We start from the raw sequence: 20215 nt of genomic DNA, 5'->3' as shown, positions 1-20215 counted from the left end.
CATGACCGACCTCGACGCCACGACCCGCACCGAACTGGAAGCCGCGGCCTTCCGCCGCCTGGTGGCCCATCTGCAGGCGCGCACCGATGTGCAGAACATCGCGCTGATGAATCTGGCCGGCTTCTGCCGCAACTGCCTGTCCAACTGGCTGCTCGATGCGGCCAGGGAACGGGACGTGCCCATGACCAAGGACGAGAGCCGCGAAGCGGTCTATGGCATGCCCTATGAGGAGTGGAAGGCCCGCCACCAGAGCGAGGCGACGCCGGAGCAGAAGGCGGCCTTCCCCGGACCGGGCCCGCACTGAGCCGGTAAGGAGGAGCTTTTCCCCGGATTCGCGGTGGATAGCGGGGCTAGCTGGCCCCGCCAAGACGCATGGATGCGTCCTTGCCTTGACGGCCCGCCCGGCTTGCGCTCCCTATCGCCGCCCGAATTGCCGTCTAGACGCCGGGCCCTGCCCGCTGCCCCGGAGATACCATGTCCGATATTCCGAACGACCAGCCCTTGTCTGACGCCGCCGCCGGCTTCGCCAAGGAACAGCTGAAATCCTTCATCGAGCGCATCGAGCGGCTTGAGGAAGAGAAGAAGACCATTGCCGACGACATCAAGGATGTCTTCGCCGAAGCCAAGGGCACCGGCTTCGACACCAAGGCGCTGCGGGAAATCCTCAAGATCCGCAAGCAGGACGCCGACCAGCGCGCCGAGCACGAGGCGATCGTCGACCTCTATATGCAGGCTCTGGGGATGCTGGGCGAAAGCTGAGCCTGGCCCTCTGGATTTGTCAAACCGACCGGGCGGCCAGTGGCCGCCCGTTCCGTTTGGAGGGCCAGCGCCCCGATCAGAGCGGCTTCTTGAGCGGGGCCGGGCCGGTCATCATCGCCACCACCGGCACGGCGACCACCGCTTCGCCGGAGAACTGCGTGGTGGAAAGCCCCTGCACGCCGTCGCGGTTGAACTGCGCGGCGACGATGCGGCGCGGCGGCAGCACGAAAGCGCTGAAGCGGCGCAGTTCCGGCAGATGCATGGACACCTCGCCCGCGACGCTGGGGCCGCTGAACAGGCGGCGGATCTCCGCGATCATCGCTTGCGAATGCGCCTGCGGCTTGCGCCCGGCGGTGGCGGCGGCTGTTGCCGGTGTGGGCGCGGCGCGGGCGGCGGTCGCCGGGGCCGGCTCCGGCGCGCGGCCGGGCTGGAGGCGCGGGGCGGTGAACACGCTGCCGGCGGCGTCGGCATAGGCCAGCGCCGGACCCTCGCCCGGCGTGCCGCGCACGATCACTTCCGGCAGGCCACCGACCTCGCTCGGGCGGGTGGCAGCGAGCGGCGTGCCGCTGATGGCGCTGGCGATCTGCCGGCTATTGCTCGCCTCCGGCGTGCCCGGCATGGGAATCGCGGCGGCGAGTGCGGCGAGGTCCGCCTTGCCGCCGGCCGGCGCGGGAACGGGGCGGGGAGCGGGCGCGGCGGCCACCGCTCCGCGCGGCAACGGATTGGGCTGCGGCAGCGGCACGGAATCCAGCGAGGCGACTTCAAACGGTGCCATGGGCGCCGCAGCCGCCGGCAGCGACGGGCGCGGCGTCGGTGTGGGCACGGGCGCGGCGAGCGCGAGCTGGGCTGGCGCGGCAGGCGCGGGAGCGGCGGCGACCTGGGCCGGCGCCTCCTCGGCAGGGGCGGAGGCGGCGGCCGGGCCGGCCTCTTCCTCGTCGTCGCCATCCTTGCCGAACAGGCCGGCGAAAATGTTCTTGGCCGGCGCGCCCTTGCGCTTGGGATCATTGCCGCCGGAGAGGCCGGCGAAGGCGGCGCCGGCGCCACCGGGCTCATTGCCGCGCGCTTCCACCGCCGCCAGTGCCTGCGCATAGCCCGGCATCGGCTTGCCATCCGCCGGTACATGCACCGTGCGCCCATCGGGGAAGACGCGGGCGAGTTCCGGCCGGCTCATACGCGGCCAGTGGCGGATGCCGCCGGTGTCGAGATGCACGAAGGGCGAGCCGGAGGTCGGGTAGAAGCCGACGCCGCCGCGCTGCAGCCGCAGCCCGGCCTCGCGGATCTTCGCCAGCGGCACGCCGGGAATGTAGAAATCCATCGCCCGCCCCTGCATGTGCAGGCTGGTCTGGGCGACGCCGCGCGAGCGCGAACGCAGCATGGCGTTGGTCGCCGGGGAGCGGTAGCCGCCGATCACCTGGATCGGCTGGGTGGCGCCGGTCTCGCGATAGACCTCCCAGACGATGTCGAACAGGCGCGGGTCCATGTTGGTGGACTCCTTGCGCCGCCAGTCCTGCATCAGCACGTTGAGCTGCTTCAGCGCCGCCGGGTCGTAACGGCCATTGCGCTTGAAGGTGATGGTGGCGCTCTCGCCGGAATGGACGTGATGGAAGCTGAGCGTGCGCGTGTCGCCATTGGCCACCGCATCCTGCAGCAGATCGGCGCCGCACAGCGTGGCAAGCGCCGCGAGAAGAGCGGCCTTGGCCAGCTTGGACGAGCGGAGGGCGGAAAATCGCAACGGCTTGAACCCGAACTCAACGTTTCCTGGAACGGTGCGGGCGGAAGCGCCCGTACCGCGCATGGTGAACACAGTCTTCTCGGGTTTGGTTAAGAGGTCCTTACGACCCCAGCCCCCACGCCTGTTGTCTCTCGCACTAAAAAGTGACTGTGGCAAAAGAGTGCCAGCGCGTCAAATTCGCGTGCGATTACCTCCCGCCGCGCTTCTTTGCGCTCGACCGTCTCCTTCTAGCCACAGCAGCTGGTGCGGGGCTGCCGTCAGCGCCGCAGCGCCGGCTTTCCCTGCTCGGCGAAGCGGCGCGCCCCGTCGAGGCCGAGCTGCGCCTTGGTGGCGGCGTTGATGCCGTAGAGGTCCTCGCGCGTCACCAGCTGGCCGGCGGAATCGACGAAGCTGGTGAAATAGACGAGGTGGATGGGGAATTTGTTCTTCAGCGTGAGCGAGCGCTCATTGCCACCAAGCAGACGCGACAGACGCTGCTCAGTCCAACCCTCCTTCGGCAGGCCGAGCGCAAACAGCGCCTCGGCGAAGGCCATCGGCTCATGCACCCGCACGCAGCCATGGCTGAAGGCACGGCGGTCGCGGGCGAACAGGGCGCGGCTCGGCGTGTCGTGCAGATAGACCGAGTGCTTGTTGGGGAACATGAACTTCATCCGCCCCAGCGCGTTGCGCTCGCCCGGCTCCTGGCGGAACGAATAGCCCTGCGTGCCCCGGCGCCAGTCCACCATGCCGGGGTCGATCACCCGGCCATTGCGCACCACGTCGATTCCCTGGCGCTGCAGCGCGTAAGGGTCCGCCTGCAGCTTGGGCAGCATCTCGTTGCGCATGATGCTGGGCGGCACGTGCCAGGAGGGGTTGAACACCACATACTGCATCGTCTCGTCGAGAATCGGCGTCGGGCTCTCCGGCTTGCCGACCACCACCCGCGTCTCATGCACCGTGCCGCCATCGACGATGATGCGCACCATGAATTCGGGAATGTTGACGATCACGTAGGTCGGCGCCACCTCATGCGGCACCCAGCGCCAGCGCTCCATATTGGCGATGATGTCCGGCACCGGGTCGCCGCCGGTGTCGTTGAGCGCCGCCACCGTGCCGCGCCCGACAATGCCGTCGGCGGCAAGGCCGGCCTGACGCTGGAAATCCTCCACCGCCCGCACCAGCGCAATGTCATAGACCTCCCCGTCCCCGCGCGGCTCCACCCCCAGCCGGGCGCGCAGCAGCGGCACGCGCGGGTCGCTCTCGCCGGGGCGAACCGACGGGCCGGGCGGGATCGGCGCGTGGGATACGGCCTGCTCCCGGGCCATCAGCCGCGCAAGCTGTTCTTTCAGCAGAAGATATTGCGGGTATTGCGGGGCGAAGCTCGCCAGCACGGCGCGCGCCGCCGCCGCATCCGGCGCGCCGGCGAGACGGGCCAGCACATCGGCCGAATCCGGCACGGTCGGATTGGGATCGACATCCTTGGAGAGCTTCTTCGGGTCGAACCGTCCGCTCTGCGCGTGCCGGGCATAGAGCAGCGCGGTGGCGGCAAGCCGCATCTCGGCTTCGGCGCGTTGGCCGGCATCGGCCGTCGCCGGCAGCGGCGGCTGGGCATAGTCGGTCGGGTCAAGCCCTTCGCTGGCGGCGGCGGCGAAGCTGTCGAGCGCCGCCTGCCCGAGCGGGGAGACGCCCCCTTCCTGCGTGAACGCGGGCTGGAAGGCACGGGCCGTGTAGAAAGCGGCCAGCGCCTCGCGGTCCGCCGGGCGGGTGGAGAAGCGCGGCAGCGAATTGGTGATCAGCGCGGCGAGCTGGCGGGAGAACGCCGATTCGGCGGTCTCGGCCGGGGCGACCGGTGCGGGGCCGCCGGACGTGCCTTCGCCAACACTTGGCGCCCCATTGCCGACACTGGGCGCGGCCGGCAACGCGGCCGCCGGACCCGTATCGACCGGAGCCTCGGGCAGCGGCTCGGCCGGGCTCGGCGCCGCCAGCGCCGCGCTGCGCGCCGGGCTGGGGCGGGCGGGATCGGCGGCATCGAAATGCGGCGCCTGCGTCGCGATGGACGGCAGCGGCGCCGCCGGCTCGCCGGGGCGCACGAGGCTCGCGGCCGCTGCGGCAGGGGCCAAAGCCTCGGAGGAGCTGGTCGCCCCGGCCGGCGCCTCGCCGGTTCCCTGACCGGCACGGTCGACGGCGACGATGCTGTCGGGGGCCTGTTGCGCCTGGACGCTCAATCCCGCGCTGCTCACCGTGGCCAGCAGCAGGCCGGCGGAAGCCGCCAGCACACGGCGCGAGGCCGTCCCGCGTGCCGTGGCGCTCCTGTTCTCGACCGTATCTGTAGCGCCGCGACCGAACATTGGAATCTTCTCCGCCTGTTGCCCATCGGGGTCGCCTGGCCGCGCCGCTCCCGTCGGGAATCGGCGACGATCAGACCATAGCCCACGCGGGGTTCAACTCACGAACACGGCAGGCGGATCCCCGGGGAATCTCTCGCCCCGCACTCTGCCCCGGCATGGTAAAGGCGGTGTTAAGCATGCTGTCCCTTGCACATGGCAGCACTTTGGGGTGCGGCGGCGGCGGCATGCGCTGCAGAGCCGCATCTTCCCTTGCTCCCGCGCCCGCGATTCCTATAATCCGCGCCTTTCCTGAAAGGGGCGGAAAGCAGAATGAGCGACCTGACGGCCGGGACGGCCGCCGACCATCGACCCGTCGCCATCATCATGGGCAGCCAGTCGGACTGGGACACGATGCGCCACGCCGCCGAGACGCTGGACGCGCTCGGCGTCGGCCATGACTGCCGCATCGTTTCGGCCCACCGCACGCCCGAGCGCATGTTCACCTTCGCCAAGGCTGCGAAAGCGGCCGGCACCAAGGTCATCATCGCCGGGGCTGGCGGCGCGGCGCATCTGCCGGGCATGGTCGCCTCGCTCACCACGCTGCCGGTATTCGGCGTGCCGGTCGAATCCAAGGCGCTGTCCGGCGTCGACAGCCTCTATTCCATCGTGCAGATGCCGGCGGGCATTCCGGTCGGCACGCTCGCCATCGGCAAGGCCGGCGCCACCAATGCCGCGCTGCTCGCCGCCGCCGTGCTCGCCCTCACCGACGACGCTCTGGCGGCGCGGCTGGAGGAGTGGCGCGCCACCCGCACCGCCGCCGTGACGGAGCGCCCGGAATGAGCACGGAACCGAAGATTCTCGCGCCCGGCGACACGATCGGCATTCTCGGCGGTGGCCAGCTCGCCCGCATGATCGCCCTCGCCGCCGCCCCGCTCGGTCTGAAGGCGCATATCTACGCGCCGGAAGAGGGCAGCCCGGCCTTTGATGTCGCCAGCGCCCACACCCGCGCCGCCTATGACGACTTCCCGGCGCTGGAACGCTTCGCCAAGACGGTCGATGTCGTCACCTATGAATTCGAGAACGTGCCGGTCTACACCGCCGAATTCCTCGCCCGCCATGTGCCGGTGCATCCCGGCGCGCGCGCGCTCGGCATTACCCAGGACCGGCTGGAGGAAAAGACCTTCGTCTCCCGCCTCGGCATCGAGACCGCGCCCTTCGCCGCCGTGCATGACGTGGCGGAGCTGGAAGCGGCGCTGGCCGAGATCGGCCGCCCGGCGGTGCTGAAGACCCGCCGCTTCGGTTATGATGGCAAGGGGCAGGTCATCATCCGCGAGGGTGATGATGCCGCGGCCGCCTTTGCCGCCGTGGGTCGCCACCCCTCGATCCTCGAAGGCTTCGTGCCGTTCGAGCGCGAGGTTTCGGTGGTCGCCGCCCGCACCGAGGATGGCCGCTTCAAGGCCTATGAGGTGACGGAGAACGAGCACCGCCATCACATCCTGTTCCGTTCCACCGTGCCGGCCAACGTCACCCCGGCGGTGGACGCCGTCGCCCGCGAGATCGCCCGGCGCATCGGCGAAGCGCTGGGCTATGTCGGCGTGTTCGCGGTGGAGATGTTCCTCGTGGTGGAGGACGGCGCGCAGGGCGTCATCGTCAACGAAATAGCCCCGCGCGTGCACAATTCCGGCCACTGGACGCTGAACGGGGCGCTCACCAGCCAGTTCGAGCAGCATGTGCGCGCCATTGCCGGCTGGCCGCTCGGCGCGGTGGAGCGGCTCGGCCGTGTCGAGATGACCAATCTCATCGGCGACGAGGCGGACAGCTGGCGCGACCTTTTGGATGAGCCGGGCGCGCATCTGCACCTCTACGGCAAGGCGGAGGCCCGCCCCGGCCGCAAGATGGGCCATGTGACCCGCATCTTCGAGGAAGAATAGGCCAGGCGGGCGGGCCTCGCGGCGGCCCGCGCGTTTTCCGCTTTGCACGGCGGCGGGACGACCGCTCACGCCTTCGTGCACGGCGCCGTTGAAATTCCGCCGCCGCCGGGGGCGTATAGGCAGGACCGTCACCGACCCGAGCGGACCCGTCCATGCCCTTTCTGCGCGAGAATTCCGGCAAGCTCAGCCCCGAGAAGATCGCGGCGCTGCTGATCGTGCTGCTGCCCTTCGGCCTGCTGCTGGCACAGATCCTCAATGGCGGCTTCGCCACGCCTGAGCCGCCTGGGCTCGGCGACGCGGGTTTGGGCGCTCCCGGCCTCGGCGCCCCTTCGGCCGGGGGGCTCGGGGGCGAAGCCGCGCTGGGCGCGCGCCCGCTGATCCAGGTCATCCATTTCGTCGGCGACTGGGCGATCCGGCTGCTGCTGCTCTCCCTCGCGGTCACGCCGGCGCGGCGCCTGTTCAACGCGCCGAAACTGCTGCTGACGCGCCGCACCCTCGGCCTCGGCGCCGCTACACTGATCGGCGTGCATTTCGTGGTCTATCTCGTCGATGTCGGCAACCTTGCCACGGCGGCCAGCGAGATCGTGCTGCGCATCTATCTCACCATCGGCTTTGTCGCCGTGCTGGCCTTTGCCGCGCTGTCCGCGACCTCGTGGGACGGGGCGATACGCCGGCTCGGCGCCACGCGCTGGAACCGGCTGCACCAATTGGTCTATCCCGCCACCGCGCTCGCTTTGCTGCACTTCTTCATGCAGCAGAAGCTCGACGTGACCCAGCCGGTGCTGATGACCGGCCTGTTCGTCTGGCTGATGGGCTGGCGCGTGCTGCAGGCTTACGGGCGCGGCACCGGCTTTCTCAGTCTCCTGGCGCTGGCCGCCGCCTCCGGCATCCTCACCGCGCTGATCGAGGCCGGCTGGTACGCCGCCGCCACCGGCATCGACCCTGTGCGGGTGCTGCAGGCGAATCTCTCCTTCGCCTACGCCGTCAGCCCCAGCTGGTGGGTCGCGGGCGCTGGCCTCGGCGTCGCGATTCTGAGCCACATCGCCCTGCGGCTGCGGCCCCTTCCCGTCCGCCGCGCCGCACGCGCGTGAAGGATCAGCCGACCGCGCGCTCCAGCCACGCGCCGGCCTGTTCCTTCGGCAACGCCGTCCAGCCCTCCAGCTGGTGGCGGAACCAGGTGTCCTGCCGCTTGGCGTAGTGGCGCGTGTCGAGGATAGCCCCCTCGATCGCCGCCGCAAGCGTGATCTCACCGGCGAGATGGCGCGCGAACCACGGCATGCCGTGGGCCTTCAAGAGCGGCCGATCCGCCGGCAGGCCGCGGGCCAGCAGCGCCCGCGCCTCGTCCAGTGCCCCCTCCGCCATCATCGCATGGAAGCGCTCGGCGATGCGGGCACGCAGGGCCGCCCGGTCGGTGGCGAGAAACAGGCGCAGCGTGCTTTCCGCCGCCAGCGCCGGCGCCTCGGCCGGGACCTGCTGCCACTGCGCCAGCGGCCGTCCCGTCGCCTCGAAAACCTCCAGCGCCCGCATCAGCCGCTGCGTGTCGGAAGGCCGCAGCCGCGCCGCCGTCTCCGGGTCCACCGCCATCAGCCGCGCGTGCAGCCCCAGCGCGTCGAGGTCGAGGCCGCGCACGCGGGCGCGGACAGCCTCTGGAATCGGCGGAATGGGCGAGAGCCCCTGCGTGAGGGCCTTGAAATAGAGCCCGGTGCCGCCGGTGACGATCGGCAGCCCCCCCGCGCGCTCCGCCTCGGCCAGCGCCGCCGCCGCATCTTCCAGCCAGCGCGCCACGGAATACGCGTCACCGCCATCGACATGGCCATAGAGCCGGTGCGGCGCCCGCGCCTCCTCCGCCAGGGTCGGCCGCGCCGAGAGTACCCTGAGGTCGCGATAGACCTGCATGGAATCGGCATTGATGACAACGCCGCCCACCCGCTCCGCCAAAGCGAGCGCCAGCGCCGACTTGCCGCTCGCCGTCGGTCCTGCAATAAGCACGGCGCGCGGGCGCGCAGCTTTCGCGGTCACGCCCTTTTCGCTCTTCCGGGTTTCCATCCTGCCTTTTTGCCCGACGCCGGCCCGGCGGCAAGGTCCCAGTTGCTGCCATGTCGCACTCCCTGACGCTCGTCGCCGTTTTCATCTCTTCTCCCGCGGCCCCGGCGGTGGATGAGGCGCTGCTCGCCAGCGCCCGCACCGCCCTCCCCTCGCCCGGCCCGGCACGCTGGCTCAACCCCGGCATCGCGGCGGAAATCGCCTGCGCCGACGGGGCGGACCTGGCGGCCCTGCGCGCGGCGCTGGACGGCGCCCCGGTCGATGTGGCGCTGCTGCCGGCGGAAGGCCGGCGCAAGCGGCTATTCCTCGCTGATATGGATTCCACCATGATCGGGCAGGAATGCATCGATGAGCTCGCCGACTATGCCGGGATGAAGGCGCATGTTTCCGCCATCACCGAGCGCGCCATGCGCGGCGAAATCGCCTTCGAGCCGGCGCTGCGCGAGCGCGTGGCGCTGCTCAAGGGCCTGCCGCTCGCCGTCGTCGATGAGGTCATCGCCGCGCGCATCCGCCTCACCCCGGGCGGCACCACTCTGGTGCGCACCATGAAGGCGCAGGGCACCCACACGCTGCTGGTTTCCGGCGGCTTCACCCTCTTTACCGAGCGCGTAGCGGAGATGATCGGTTTCGACGCCCACCGCGCCAATGTGCTGGTGGCCGATGGCGAGGCCTTCGCCGGGCTGGTCGAGGAACCCATCCTCGGCCGCGAGGCCAAGCTCGCCGCGCTGGTGGAACTGCGCGCGGCCCTCGGCCTTGGCCATGGCGACACGCTCGCCGTGGGCGACGGGGCGAACGATCTCGCCATGATCGGCGAAGCGGGCCTCGGCGTCGCCTACCACGCCAAGCCCGCCGTCGCCGCGGCGGCGCAGGTGCGGATCGATCATGGCGACCTCACCGCCCTGCTCTATCTCCAGGGCTATGCGGCCGACGAATTCATCGCCGCCTGAGCCGCGCTCACGGCGCCAGCGGCGGCAGGATGATCGGGTTGCGCAGCGGGTCGTTGGGAATGTCCACCGGCGGGGCCAGCGGCGGCGCGGCGCTGCCCGGCGCGCTCGGCCCGGGTGCGGTGTACTGGCCGTAATAGGATTGCGGCGCCGCCGGCCGGGCGGCGCTGGCAGGCGCGCGCGGCACGGCCGGCTGCGGCGTCACCCGCGGGGCCACGGCGGCGCCGCCGGCACGCGGCGCGGCCTGCGGCGTGGGGCGGCGCACCGGCGGCGCGTCGGTCGCCTGCCCGCCATCGGTCAGCGGCGTGCGGCCATATTCCGCTTCCAGCCGCCTTGTCTCCCGCTCCAGCGCCCGCATATTGATGGCGGTGCTGAGCGCGGTGAGGTCGAAACGGCGCTCCGGCGCGGTCAGCGGGCCGCGCCACTGCACCGCCGCCGCCGGCGCAGCCGGCAGGCCGGCGCTGGCGACATCCTGCATTTCCAGCGTCGCCTCGAAGCTCAGGGCGGGAATGTCCAGCGCCCCGCTCAGGCCGAAGCGCTGTTCGCCCACCGCGAGCCGGGCGGCACTGGTGCGGGCGACGCCATCCACCACGCTGACCGCGCTTTCCACCCGCGCCAGCTTCAGCGGCGCCCGCGCCAGCCCGTCGCTGAGCAGCTGAGCCAGGCGCTGCTGGTCCGGCGGCGGGCCGCGTTCGGTCGCCAGCATCACATATTGCAGCGCCTTCGGGTCGCTCTGGTCGATTTCCAGCCCCTCGACCGCGACGCTGCCCTGCCCCTGCAGTTGGCTGGCCAGCGCGAAGGGCGAGGTGCCGCGCCCGGTGAGGTCGAGCGTGGTGCTCACGCGGCCGCGCAGCTTCGGCTGCGTCACTCCGAGGGCAGCGAACAGCGCGGCGCTGTCGGCGTTGGTCAGGGCAAGCCGTCCGTCGAACTGCACCGTCTGGCCGGTGCGGGCGAGGTTGAACTTGCCGGCGAAATTTCCGCCGGCGAGCGTGCCATTCGCGCTCTCCACCGCGAGGCGCCCCTCGCTCAGCCGCGCCGCCACCTTCGCCTCGCCCAGTATGAGGCCGCCGGGGAGGTCGAAACGTCCGACATTCAGCGCCAGATCGGCGGCGGGCGTCGCGGCGGCCGGGCCGAAGGCCGCGCGTGACCAACCTCCCGCCGCGCCGCCATCGGAAGCGCCGGCGACAAGCGCGAGCGCCGGCGCGAGGCTCCATTGCGGCAGGTTGAGCGTCGCCCGCAGCGGCTGACCCGACGTATAGGCCAGAGTGCCATCGAGCCGCTGCGCGCCCAGCGTCCCGGCCAGTGCGCCGATCCGCCATTCCTCACCCGCGCGGGTGAGCGTGCCGGTGAAGCGGGCCGGCACGGTGCCGGTGGCCGGCATGGCGTTCTGCGGCAGCAGGGGGGTGAGATCGGCAGCGTCCAGCGTCAGGGCGAGGTCGGGTTCCAGCCGCCCGGCGGCGTCGAGCGTCGCCTTGCCTTCCGCCCGCAGCCGCGCGCCGGCAAATTCGAGCGTTGCGGCGACGCGCTGGTCGAGATCGAGGACAAGTCGCGCCGGGCCGAGATGGGGCCGCAGACCCGGCACGCCGGCACTGGTGAGCACCGCGCTGCCGTCGCGCGCATCGAGCGCCATTTGTCCGCTCAGGCTGCCCTCGGCGGCAAAGCCGAGCCTTCCGGTGCCGGAAAGACCGCCAAGCCGGCCGCCCGCGTCCACCGTGGTGCGCCCATCCTGCGACACCAGCGTCAGGGTGAGGTCGACAGGCGCGAGGCTCGCTTGCGCGGCGGAAAGGAAGGGTTCGATGCGGGTGAGGCCGAACGCCCCGGCAAGGCCCGGCAGACCCTCGGCCCGCCGGCCGGTGAGCTTGGCGGTGAAGCGCGCCGTCCCGGCGCTGTCGCCGCCCAGAGCGGCGAGGCGCCCGCTACCGGTCAGATCGAGCCCGGCGAAATCCTCCAGCGCCAGGCGCTCGATACCCAGCCCCTCCGACGTGCCCTTGAGGATGAGATCGAGGCTGCGGGCGCTGCCGCCGGCGAGGCGCACCTGCCGGCCGCCGACGCTGAGATTGAGATCGGTCGTCCCGAGGCCGAGCGCCACCAGCTTCTGCATCGGCGGCAACAGCGCATCGACATCGACATCCGAGGTGGTCAGCACCGCGTCGATCCGCCCGCGCCCCTGTGCCACCGGCAGCGTATAGGCGGCGGTGCCGGCAAAGCGGCTCTCGCCGGCGGCAAGCTCCAGTTTGTCGAGGGCGAAGCCGCCGGCACTGACGCTGAGATCGCCGGCAAGCCGCGCCGCGCCGGCCGGCAGGCTCGCCACCAGCCCGCTGGCCTGCGGCAGCACCCAGGCGACGAAGCCCGGCAGGTCCTGCGCCTCCAGCACACCCGTGCCGCCGAACAGCGCCGCATTGGGATCGCCGGTACCCGCCACACGCGGCAGGGTGCCGGACAGCGCGATCCGCGCCCCACCGGGCAGCCGCGCCTCCAGCGTGCGGGCGCGCCAGCCGCCGGGCGACCAGTCGAGCCCGGCCTTCACCTCACGCGCCGCCGCCCCGGCGAGCAGCACCGTGTCGCTGGAGAGATCAAGCGAGCCGACCATAGCGAGATCGGCGAGCGGCGCCAGAAGCCGCGCCAGTGCGTCGGTCGCCGCCAGCGGCGTCGCGCCGCCGGTCAGCGCGGCAAGATCGAGCTGGCGGGCGGCGAGGGTGAGATCGAGCCGCGATTCCGGGACGCCGGGACCGGCCGCGACGAGGCGGGCGGAGCCCGACAGCGCCACAGGCCGCTCGGCCGCGTCGAGCGTCAGGCTAAGATCGGTGGCGGCGACGGTCTGCGGCGTCGCGTCCACCTTGGCCGCCAGGCTCCAGGCCTTGAGCGGGTCGCCCGTGGGACCGGCGGCGGGGGCGGCGGTGCGCACCAGCGCCGCCCGGCCGCGAAAGCTCGGCGCGCCACCGGCAAGGTTCAGCACCCCGTCCGCATCGACGCTGAGCGGCGAGCCGACATTCTGCGCGCCGAGCCGCAACTTGGCGGTGCCGTCGGCGGCGAAGGCCGACACATTCAGCCGCACCCGCCGGCGCAGACCGGCCGCATCGGCCTCACCGTCCAGTTTAATCGGTCCCATCGAACCGCCGATGTCGCCGGTGAGGTCCACATCGTCGAGCTTGAAGGCGCGCTGATTGGCGCGGTCCAGTAGCTCGAAGCTGCCATCCAGAACGGAGAGTTGGGCCACGCTGAACCCCGCCGGCCGGGCGGCACCGGTCGGCAGCGAAATTTTTCCTGAATTATCAATCACTAAGCGGGCGCGCGGACGCAGAAGCGTGACCTGATCGGCCACCACATCGCCGCGCATCAACGCGCCAAGATTAAGCCGGCCCGACAGTTCCGCCGCCGAGAGCGAGGTTCCGCCGCCATCAAGGCCTATGGAAACGTCGCGCAAGATGACACGCGGCGTGGGGAGAATCTGCGCGTCGATCGGCCCGCGGATGATGACCGGTGCCCCCAGCGTGCGGGCCGCCTGCGCCTCGAACACCGAGCGCCATTGCGACCAGTCGACGACGAACGGCGCCGCGAAGGCCGCCGCGACGGCCAGTATGATCGCGCCCGCAATCGTCAACAGCAGGTTCTGCACACGTTCCTCCGGCCTTTCGGCCCCGGCGTCCCGCCCGCTGGCGGATGCCCGACCACTCTACGCTAGATGGTTGATAATTTTCGCGTTCTTAGCAGTATGCGCAAGGCGCGAATTGAGGCAGACAACCGCGGACGGGCCACGGCGCCGCCCGGGAGCCCCGGCTCAGGGCAGGATCTTGCCCGGATTCATGATGTCGTGCGGATCCAGCGCCTGCTTGATCGCCCGCATCGCGTCCAATGTGGCGCTCCCGTGCTCGGCCTCCATATAGGCGCGCTTGCCCTGCCCGACACCGTGCTCGCCCGTGGCGGTGCCGCCCATGGCCAGCGAGCGCTTGATCATGCGGGCAATGAAGTCCTTTGCCTTGGCGACATCGTGCGGGTCGCTCATGTCCACCAGCGTGACGGTGTGGAAATTGCCGTCTCCGACATGGCCGACGATCGGCGCCAGCATTCCCATTTCCTCAATGTCCCGCTTGGTCTCATCGACGCAGTCGGCAAGACGGGAAAGGGGGACGCAGACATCGGTGGCGAGAGCTTTTGCGCCGGGCTTTAGGGGCAGGCAGGCCCAATAAGCGTCGTGCCGCGCCTGCCACAGGCGCGTGCGGTCCTCCGGTCGCGTCGCCCAGCGGAAACCGCCCCCACCATACTCGGCGGCGATCTCGCTAAACCTCTCACTTTGCTCGTGAACGCTCGCCTCCGTGCCGTGGAACTCGACGAACAGCGTGGGCTGCTCGGCAAGATCGAGCTTCGAATAGGCATTGCAGGCCCTCACCTGCACTTCGTCGAGCAGTTCGATGCGCGCGATGGGGAGGCCCGTCTGGATGGTAAGAATGACCGCGTCGCAGGCGGCGCGGACGGTCGGGAAGGCGCAGACTCCGCCGGAGATCGCCTCGGGAATGCCGGCGAGCCGCAGCGTCAGGCTGGTGATGATGCCCAGCGTGCCCTCGGCGCCGACGAACAGGCGCGTGAGATCATAGCCGGCCGAGGACTTCTTCGCCCGCCGCGCGGTGGTGATCACCTCGCCATTGGCCAGCACGGCGGTGAGCGCGATGACATTGTCCTTCATCGTGCCGTAGCGCACGGCGTTTGTGCCGGAAGCGCGGGTCGACGCCATGCCGCCAAGCGAGGCATCGGCGCCGGGATCGATGGGGAAGAACAGGCCGGCATCGCGCAGATGCTCGTTCAGTTGCTTGCGCGTCACCCCCGGCTCGACCACGCAGTCGAGATCCTCGGGATGCACGGACAGCACACGGTTCATCCGCGACAGGTCGATGGAAATGCCGCCTTTCGGCGCGTTGATCTGGCCCTCCAGCGAGGAGCCGGTGCCGAAGGCGATCACCGGCACGCGGTGCTGCGCGCAGGCGCGCACGACCCTCTGCACCTCCTCGGTGCTCTCGACGAACACCACCGCGTCCGGCGCCTCATTGGCGAGCCAGGTGACGGTGTTGGCGTGCTGCTCGCGAATGGCCCGACCGGTGGCGAGCCGCTCGCCGAAATGGGCGGAGAGAGCGGCGATGACCTGCTGCACCCCCGCACCACCCGCAGGCGCCACAGGACGCTCCTCGACACTGGTTTCCATGCCACCCTCCCGACGTTCGTCTCGGCCCTGCACCCGGCCGGAGCCGGTCGTCTCAACGGCATATACCTTATGCCGGCCCCCCGCGACTCCCGGCGGAGGCCTGCTGCCGCGCAAAAAGCACGACGAAACCCCGCCATCGCAAGAATTCGGTCATTCAAACGCCATCACGGCAGGTGACGACTGCATGGAAAGTCGGCACAATGCTTGTCAATAAGGCAGCGCGCTACCTCGCGCTCATAACGGTCGGGATAGTGTCATGCTGGACGGGATCGATTTCGAACCCGTGTTCTTCGCGCCCTTCGTGTCGTCCGTGATGACGGTTGACGCGGGTTGGGCCGATCACAACGGGCATTTACACGCAGCCTTCTACAGCCTGCTTTTCGATCGCGCGGTCGATGAAGCGGTGTTTCTTGTCGGGCTTGGCCCGCACATGGTGGAAAGCCGGCGGGCATCCTTCGTCACAATGGAGGCGCATCAGCGCTTCCAGCGTGAGCTTCGGGCCGGGCAGGAAGTGCGGGCGACGCTCCGCCTCATCAATTATGACGACAAGCGCATGCATCTGTTCCAGGAGTTGCACCACGCCCGCGAGGGCTGGATCGCCGCGACCTATGAGCAGATCGCCCAGCATGTGGAAGCCGGCACCCGACGTGTGGTGCCCTTTCCCGACGAGGTGCTGGAGCGGCTGGCGCTGATGAAGGCGGCTCATGGAGCGCTGCCCATGCCGGAAGAACTGGGCCGGCCGGTCAACATGCCGATCCGGCTGAGCTGACCAGCGCGCAGGGCCCACACGCCCTCGGGGAGTTCACCCCCGCGAGGCGGGCGTGGTGTTGCGCCCGCGATCAGCGGTCAATTCCAGCGTCGTCCAGCCCTCGATGGTGCGGCGGCGCTTGAGCCGCAATCCCTGGGCGCGATAGGCGGCCAGCGCCGCATTGGCGTGCGAAGGCAGCAAGCCCGACAGTACCACCGTGCCGCCCGGCGCCAGAAGCCGGCTTAGCGGCCGGGCGATGCCCTTGAGTGGCGCAAGAAGGATATTGGCGAGGATCAGGTCATAGGGGCCGTGGCGGCGAAATTCTCCCGCCCCCAGTCCCGGCGCATGCACGAACTGGATATGCGGCGCGGCGCGGTTCGCCACGGCATTGGCCCGCGCCGTGGTCACCGCCACCTTGTCGATGTCGCTGGCAAGCACCGGGGCGTGGAACAGCCGCGCCGCCGCCATGGCCAGCACGCCGGTGCCGGTGCCGACATCGAGCGTGCGGGCGGGCCGGCGCTGCTTGCCGAAGGCATCGATGGCGGCAAGGCAGCCCTTGGTGGTGCCGTGATGGCCGGTACCGAAGGCGAGCGCCGCCTCGATTTCTATGGCGATGCGGTTCGCCGCCAGCCGCCCGCGATCATGCGAGCCGTGAACGACAAAGCGCCCAATGGCCACGGGGGCAAGCCCTTCGAGCGAGGCGGCCACCCAGTCCTTCTTGTCGAGCAGCGAGAAGGTCGCGGCGGCTGCGGCTTCAGGCGAGACGAGCGCGATGAGTTCGCGCACCATCTCCTCGTCCGGCGGATCGCCGAAATAGACTTCGACCGCCCAGCCCGAGCCCTCGGCGCGGTCTTCCACCTCAAAAGCGGCCGCGGCCACCTCCGCCGGGTCGAAGCTCTCGCCGAGATATTCGGCAATGGCGCGCGCCTCATGCTCGGGCGCATCCACCCGCATCACGTGCGAGGCGCCATTGGGCGGCAATCCTTCGAGCATATCGGTCCTCACCTCGCGAGCGCATCCATGGTGCGCGTCTGTAAGCGAGGAAGCGCCCGAACGCCAGCGCGGGAGCGCCTCCACCGCTCACGCGGCGTCGACGAAGCTGTCCACCACCTTCTTTTCGCCAGCCTTGTCGAACTGCACGGTGAGCTTGTTGCCTTCCACCGAGGCGACCTCGCCATAGCCGAACTTCTGGTGGAACACACGGTCGCCAATGGCAAAGCGGGAGGCCGGGCCGGTCGACTTGGCGATGAGTTCACCCTCGATCACCCGGCCGCCGCGCGCCTTCTCGCTGGCGGCGAAGCGTGAGGGCCGATTGTCGCTGAAGCTGCCGCCGGAGAAGCCGCCGCCGCCGCTATTGCTGCGCGCGGCGTTCTGCGCCCGCTGCCAGCCGGGCGTCGAATAGGAGGAACCGAAGGTCTGCGCCTCGTCGAACCGGCTTGGGCCATAGCCATAGCGACCCGACTGGCCGCCGCCCCAGCCCTGCCCGCCGCGCGACTCCGTCACCTCCACGTCCTTCTCCGACAATTCGTCGAGGAAGCGGCTCGGCACCGCCGACTGCCACATGCCGTGAATGCGCCGGTTGGAGGCAAAGAACACCTTGGCGCGGCGCCGGGCACGGGTGAGGCCGACATAGGCGAGGCGGCGCTCTTCCTCCAGCCCGGCCCGGCCCTGCTCGTCCAGCGCGCGCTGGTTGGGAAACACGCCCTCTTCCCATCCGGGGAGGAACACCGTGTCGAATTCCAGCCCCTTGGCCGAATGCAGCGTCATGATATTGACGGCATCGCCGCCGGCGGCGCCCTCGACATCCATGACGAGGGAAATGTGCTCGAGGAAGCCGATGAGGTTCTCGAACTGCTCCATCGAGCGCACGAGTTCCTTCAGGTTGTCGAGCCGGCCCTGCGCGTCGGCGGAGCGGTCCTTCTGCCACATCTCGGTGTAGCCGGATTCGTCCAGCACGATTTCGGCCAGTTCATTCTGCGGCAGGCTGGTCATCTGGCCCCGCCAACGGTCGAAAGAAGCGACGAGGTCACGCAGGGTGAGCCGCACTTTCGGCTTCAGCTCCTCACTCGCCACCAGCTCGCGCGCCGCCTCGATCAGCGGAATCTGCGCGGCACGGGCGTGATCATGGATCTGCCGCAGCGCCGCATCGCCCAGACCGCGCTTGGGCACATTGACGATGCGCTCGAAAGCGAGATCGTCGGACGGCGAGGCGATAACGCGCAGATAGGCCAGCGCATCGCGGATTTCCGCCCGCTCATAGAAGCGCGGGCCGCCGATGACACGGTAGTTCAGCCCCAGCGTGACGAAGCGTTCTTCAAACTCGCGCATCTGGAACGAGGCGCGCACCAGAATGGCGATCTGAGTCAGCGCATGGCCCTGGCGCTGGAGCTGTTCGATCTCCTCGCCGATGGCGCGGGCTTCCTCCTGGCTGTCCCAGGCACCCGTCACCGTCACCTTCTCGCCGCTCTCACCTTCCGAGAACAACGTCTTGCCGAGCCGGCCCGCATTATGGGCGATGAGGTGGGCCGCCGCGCCGAGGATATGGCCGGTGGAGCGGTAGTTGCGTTCAAGCCGCACCACGGTGGCGCCGGGGAAATCGGTTTCAAACCGCAGGATGTTATCGACCTCCGCCCCGCGCCAGCCATAGATCGACTGGTCGTCGTCGCCGACGCAGCACACATTGCGGGAGCCGGCCGCCAGCAGGCGCAGCCAGAGATACTGCGCGACGTTGGTGTCCTGATACTCGTCGACGAGAATGTAGCGGAAGCGGCGGTGATACTCCGCCAGCACGTCCGGATTCTCGCGCAGCAGGCGGATGCTCTCCAGCAGCAGGTCACCGAAATCGACGGCGTTGAGCGCCTTCAGCCGCGCCTGATAGGCGGCGTAGAAGGCGCCGCCGCGCCCATTGGCGAAAGCGGAGCCCTCGCCCGCCGGCACCTGCTGCGGGCCGAGGCCGCGATTCTTCCAGCCGTCGATGATGTTGGCCAGCAGCCGCGCCGGCCAGCGCTTCTCGTCGATGCCCTCGGCCTGCAGCAACTGCTTCAGCAGCCTTATCTGGTCGTCCGTATCGAGAATGGTAAAGCCGGATTTCAGCCCCACCAGCTCCGAATGCCGACGCAGCATCCGCACGCCGATGGAGTGGAAGGTGCCGAGCCAGGGCATGCCTTCCACCTCCTCCCCGACCATGGCGCCGATGCGCTCCTTCATCTCCCGCGCCGCCTTGTTGGTGAAGGTCACGGCGAGGATCTGCGAGGGCCACGCAAGGCCGAGCGAGAGGATATGGGCGATGCGGGTGGTGAGCACCCGTGTCTTGCCGGTGCCGGCGCCGGCGAGCACCAGCACGGGGCCGTCGGTCGCCTCCACCGCCGCCCGCTGCTCGGGGTTGAGGCCGTCGAGATAGACGCCGCGGGCGTGCCCGGCCCCGTCGGGACGCGCCAGCGCCGCCGCGCGCGCGGCAATGCCGCCGGGTCGCGGAGAGGCCGCCGGCAGGTCGAAGGGGAAATCGGAGGGGGCACCGTCCGGGATGTTTCGGGGGTCGGCCAACGGCCTGCTCACAGTCATGATGATTGATTCTTGGCGGAACAAAATGGCACCGGCATGCCCGTTTGGCGAGGGCGGCGCACATTGGCGGCGTTTTCAGCTGGCGCGATAGCCCAGCGCGGGCAGTTCGGCACCGATATGGGCCCCCAGCGCCCGCGCCGCCAGCGATGGGCGCGGATCGGCATATTCCAGCGCGATGCCGATGCTGGGCAGCGCCGGCATGCCCTGCGTGACGATATGCAGGTCCGGCGGCACCGCCATGCGGGTGAGCACCGCAATCGCATGGCCGGAGCGGGCGATGGCGATCAGGCCGGCAAGGCTGTTGCTGGCGAAGGCCACCCGGTAGCGCCGCCCCACCTGCTCCATCGCCGTGCAGGCGGCGCGGTAGTCGAGCGTTAGCGGTGCGGAGAGCGCCAGCGGCAGGGTGGCCTGCGCGAGCACGGCGGGCACGGGATCATGCGCCACCCAGACAAACTCCTCCGGCCGGATCACCTCGCCGCCGGCGGGGTCCGGCACCGAAACGAGGGCCAGCTCGATCTGCCGCCGGTGCAGCAATGGACGCAGTTCCAGCGTCGGCGCACAGACCATGCGCAGCTCGACATCGGGATGGAGCGCGCAGAAGCCGCGCAGAAGCTCCGGGAGGAAGGCGGCGGAATAGTCTTCCGGGCAGCCGAAGCTGACCGAGCCGCGCAGGCCGGTGCCCACCATATCGGCGAGGATTTCGTCGTGGCGCGCGAGCAGGGCGTCGGCATGCACCAGCAGCTTCTCGCCTGCCGTGGTGAGGCGCACGCCGGAGCCGCTTCGGTGCAGCAGGGGTTGGCCGAGCGCGCTTTCCAGCCGGTGCATCTGCATGCTGAGCGCCGACTGGGTGCGGCCGATCTGCAGGCAGGCGCCGCTGATCGAGCCGGCGCGCGCCACAACGGTGAAGCTGCGCAGCAAAGCGAGGTCGATATCGGGAATGGCGGCCATTCAGCTATCAATTTCATCGATATCGGAATGAAACAATATCAGTTTGTCT

General features: G+C 70.0%; 15 protein-coding genes. 7 read left to right on the top strand and 8 right to left on the bottom strand.

The genetic code is table 11. The annotated features are described in order from the left end of the window. The first annotated feature begins 1 nt into the window (after window position 1). Entirely contained in the window at window positions 2-304 is a 303-nt protein-coding gene (locus J2S75_RS14555; RefSeq protein WP_307020663.1) for a DUF1244 domain-containing protein, read from the top strand. Between the two features lie 170 nt (window positions 305-474). Continuing rightward, window positions 475-759, top strand: coding sequence for a DUF2312 domain-containing protein (locus J2S75_RS14550; RefSeq protein ID WP_018387757.1), 285 nt, complete (start codon window positions 475-477; stop codon window positions 757-759). Between the two features lie 76 nt (window positions 760-835). On the opposite strand, the gene mepK is transcribed toward J2S75_RS14550, so the two are convergent. Continuing rightward, complete coding sequence (gene mepK / locus J2S75_RS14545; RefSeq protein ID WP_307020661.1) at window positions 836-2491, bottom strand: peptidoglycan L,D-endopeptidase MepK; 1656 nt, start codon at window positions 2489-2491, stop codon at window positions 836-838. Between the two features lie 257 nt (window positions 2492-2748). Further along, window positions 2749-4818 (bottom strand): L,D-transpeptidase family protein, encoded by a 2070-nt coding sequence (locus tag J2S75_RS14540; RefSeq protein ID WP_307020659.1) that lies wholly within the window; start codon window positions 4816-4818, stop codon window positions 2749-2751. A 309-nt stretch (window positions 4819-5127) separates the two neighbouring features. Between J2S75_RS14540 and purE the strand changes: the two genes are divergently transcribed. The 3 genes from purE (at window position 5128) to J2S75_RS14525 (ending at window position 7819) form a co-directional block, all read left to right on the top strand. Next, entirely contained in the window at window positions 5128-5637 is a 510-nt protein-coding gene (gene purE, locus J2S75_RS14535; protein ID WP_307020657.1) for a 5-(carboxyamino)imidazole ribonucleotide mutase, read from the top strand. Next, entirely contained in the window at window positions 5634-6728 is a 1095-nt protein-coding gene (locus tag J2S75_RS14530; RefSeq protein ID WP_307020656.1) for a 5-(carboxyamino)imidazole ribonucleotide synthase, read from the top strand. Before purE ends, J2S75_RS14530 begins: the two co-directional genes overlap by 4 nt. Window positions 6729-6880: 152 nt before the next feature. Continuing rightward, on the top strand, window positions 6881-7819 hold the full coding sequence (locus J2S75_RS14525) for a protein-methionine-sulfoxide reductase heme-binding subunit MsrQ (RefSeq protein ID WP_307020654.1): 939 nt from the start codon (window positions 6881-6883) through the stop codon (window positions 7817-7819). Window positions 7820-7823: 4 nt separating this feature from the next. Here J2S75_RS14525 and miaA read toward each other — a convergent pair whose 3' ends face one another. After that, the gene (miaA, locus tag J2S75_RS14520; RefSeq protein ID WP_307020652.1) at window positions 7824-8774 is read right to left on the bottom strand and encodes a tRNA (adenosine(37)-N6)-dimethylallyltransferase MiaA; all 951 of its coding nucleotides are present in this window, start codon (window positions 8772-8774) and stop codon (window positions 7824-7826) included. A 50-nt stretch (window positions 8775-8824) separates the two neighbouring features. On the opposite strand from miaA, the gene serB reads away from it, so the two are divergent. Then, window positions 8825-9718, top strand: a complete 894-nt coding sequence (gene serB, locus J2S75_RS14515; protein ID WP_307020650.1) for a phosphoserine phosphatase SerB — start codon at window positions 8825-8827, stop codon at window positions 9716-9718. Window positions 9719-9725: 7 nt separating this feature from the next. Here serB and J2S75_RS14510 read toward each other — a convergent pair whose 3' ends face one another. Next, window positions 9726-13331, bottom strand: coding sequence for an AsmA family protein (locus J2S75_RS14510; protein WP_307020648.1), 3606 nt, complete (start codon window positions 13329-13331; stop codon window positions 9726-9728). A 162-nt stretch (window positions 13332-13493) separates the two neighbouring features. Further along, window positions 13494-14909, bottom strand: coding sequence for an FAD-binding oxidoreductase (locus J2S75_RS14505; RefSeq protein ID WP_307020647.1), 1416 nt, complete (start codon window positions 14907-14909; stop codon window positions 13494-13496). Between the two features lie 256 nt (window positions 14910-15165). Here J2S75_RS14505 and J2S75_RS14500 point away from each other — a divergent pair, with 256 nt between their 5' ends. Beyond that, a complete protein-coding gene (locus tag J2S75_RS14500) occupies window positions 15166-15678 on the top strand; it encodes a thioesterase family protein (protein WP_307020643.1) in 513 nt (170 codons plus the stop codon). Between the two features lie 33 nt (window positions 15679-15711). Here the strand turns inward: J2S75_RS14500 and J2S75_RS14495 are convergent, their stop codons facing one another. The 3 genes from J2S75_RS14495 to J2S75_RS14485 form a co-directional block, all read right to left on the bottom strand. After that, window positions 15712-16650, bottom strand: coding sequence for a 50S ribosomal protein L11 methyltransferase (locus tag J2S75_RS14495; RefSeq protein WP_307020639.1), 939 nt, complete (start codon window positions 16648-16650; stop codon window positions 15712-15714). A gap of 87 nt (window positions 16651-16737) precedes the next feature. After that, window positions 16738-19200: an ATP-dependent helicase gene (locus J2S75_RS14490; RefSeq protein ID WP_370874145.1), complete on the bottom strand. Its 2463-nt coding sequence runs from the start codon at window positions 19198-19200 to the stop codon at window positions 16738-16740. A 93-nt stretch (window positions 19201-19293) separates the two neighbouring features. Continuing rightward, entirely contained in the window at window positions 19294-20166 is an 873-nt protein-coding gene (locus J2S75_RS14485; protein WP_307020635.1) for a LysR family transcriptional regulator, read from the bottom strand. Window positions 20167-20215: the final 49 nt, after the last annotated feature.

It is taken from the genome of Ancylobacter polymorphus, from assembly GCF_030813495.1.
In the GTDB taxonomy this organism is placed as follows: domain Bacteria; phylum Pseudomonadota; class Alphaproteobacteria; order Rhizobiales; family Xanthobacteraceae; genus Ancylobacter; species Ancylobacter polymorphus.
Note: the sequence above shows the minus strand (reverse complement) of the source record. Positions and strands in the feature narration are given on the sequence as shown.

Bases quoted from the DNA above. Each gene is read 5' to 3' on its own strand.
- J2S75_RS14555 (WP_307020663.1), top strand. From the start codon at position 2: ATGACCGACCTCGACGCCACGACCCGCACCGAACTGGAAGCCGCGGCC.
- J2S75_RS14550 (WP_018387757.1), top strand. From the start codon at position 475: ATGTCCGATATTCCGAACGACCAGCCCTTGTCTGACGCCGCCGCCGGC.
- J2S75_RS14540 (WP_307020659.1), bottom strand. From the start codon at position 4,818: ATGTTCGGTCGCGGCGCTACAGATACGGTCGAGAACAGGAGCGCCACG.
- purE (WP_307020657.1), top strand. From the start codon at position 5,128: ATGAGCGACCTGACGGCCGGGACGGCCGCCGACCATCGACCCGTCGCC.
- J2S75_RS14530 (WP_307020656.1), top strand. From the start codon at position 5,634: ATGAGCACGGAACCGAAGATTCTCGCGCCCGGCGACACGATCGGCATT.
- J2S75_RS14525 (WP_307020654.1), top strand. From the start codon at position 6,881: ATGCCCTTTCTGCGCGAGAATTCCGGCAAGCTCAGCCCCGAGAAGATC.
- miaA (WP_307020652.1), bottom strand. From the start codon at position 8,774: ATGGAAACCCGGAAGAGCGAAAAGGGCGTGACCGCGAAAGCTGCGCGC.
- serB (WP_307020650.1), top strand. From the start codon at position 8,825: ATGTCGCACTCCCTGACGCTCGTCGCCGTTTTCATCTCTTCTCCCGCG.
- J2S75_RS14505 (WP_307020647.1), bottom strand. From the start codon at position 14,909: ATGGAAACCAGTGTCGAGGAGCGTCCTGTGGCGCCTGCGGGTGGTGCG.
- J2S75_RS14500 (WP_307020643.1), top strand. From the start codon at position 15,166: ATGCTGGACGGGATCGATTTCGAACCCGTGTTCTTCGCGCCCTTCGTG.
- J2S75_RS14495 (WP_307020639.1), bottom strand. From the start codon at position 16,650: ATGCTCGAAGGATTGCCGCCCAATGGCGCCTCGCACGTGATGCGGGTG.
- J2S75_RS14485 (WP_307020635.1), bottom strand. From the start codon at position 20,166: ATGGCCGCCATTCCCGATATCGACCTCGCTTTGCTGCGCAGCTTCACC.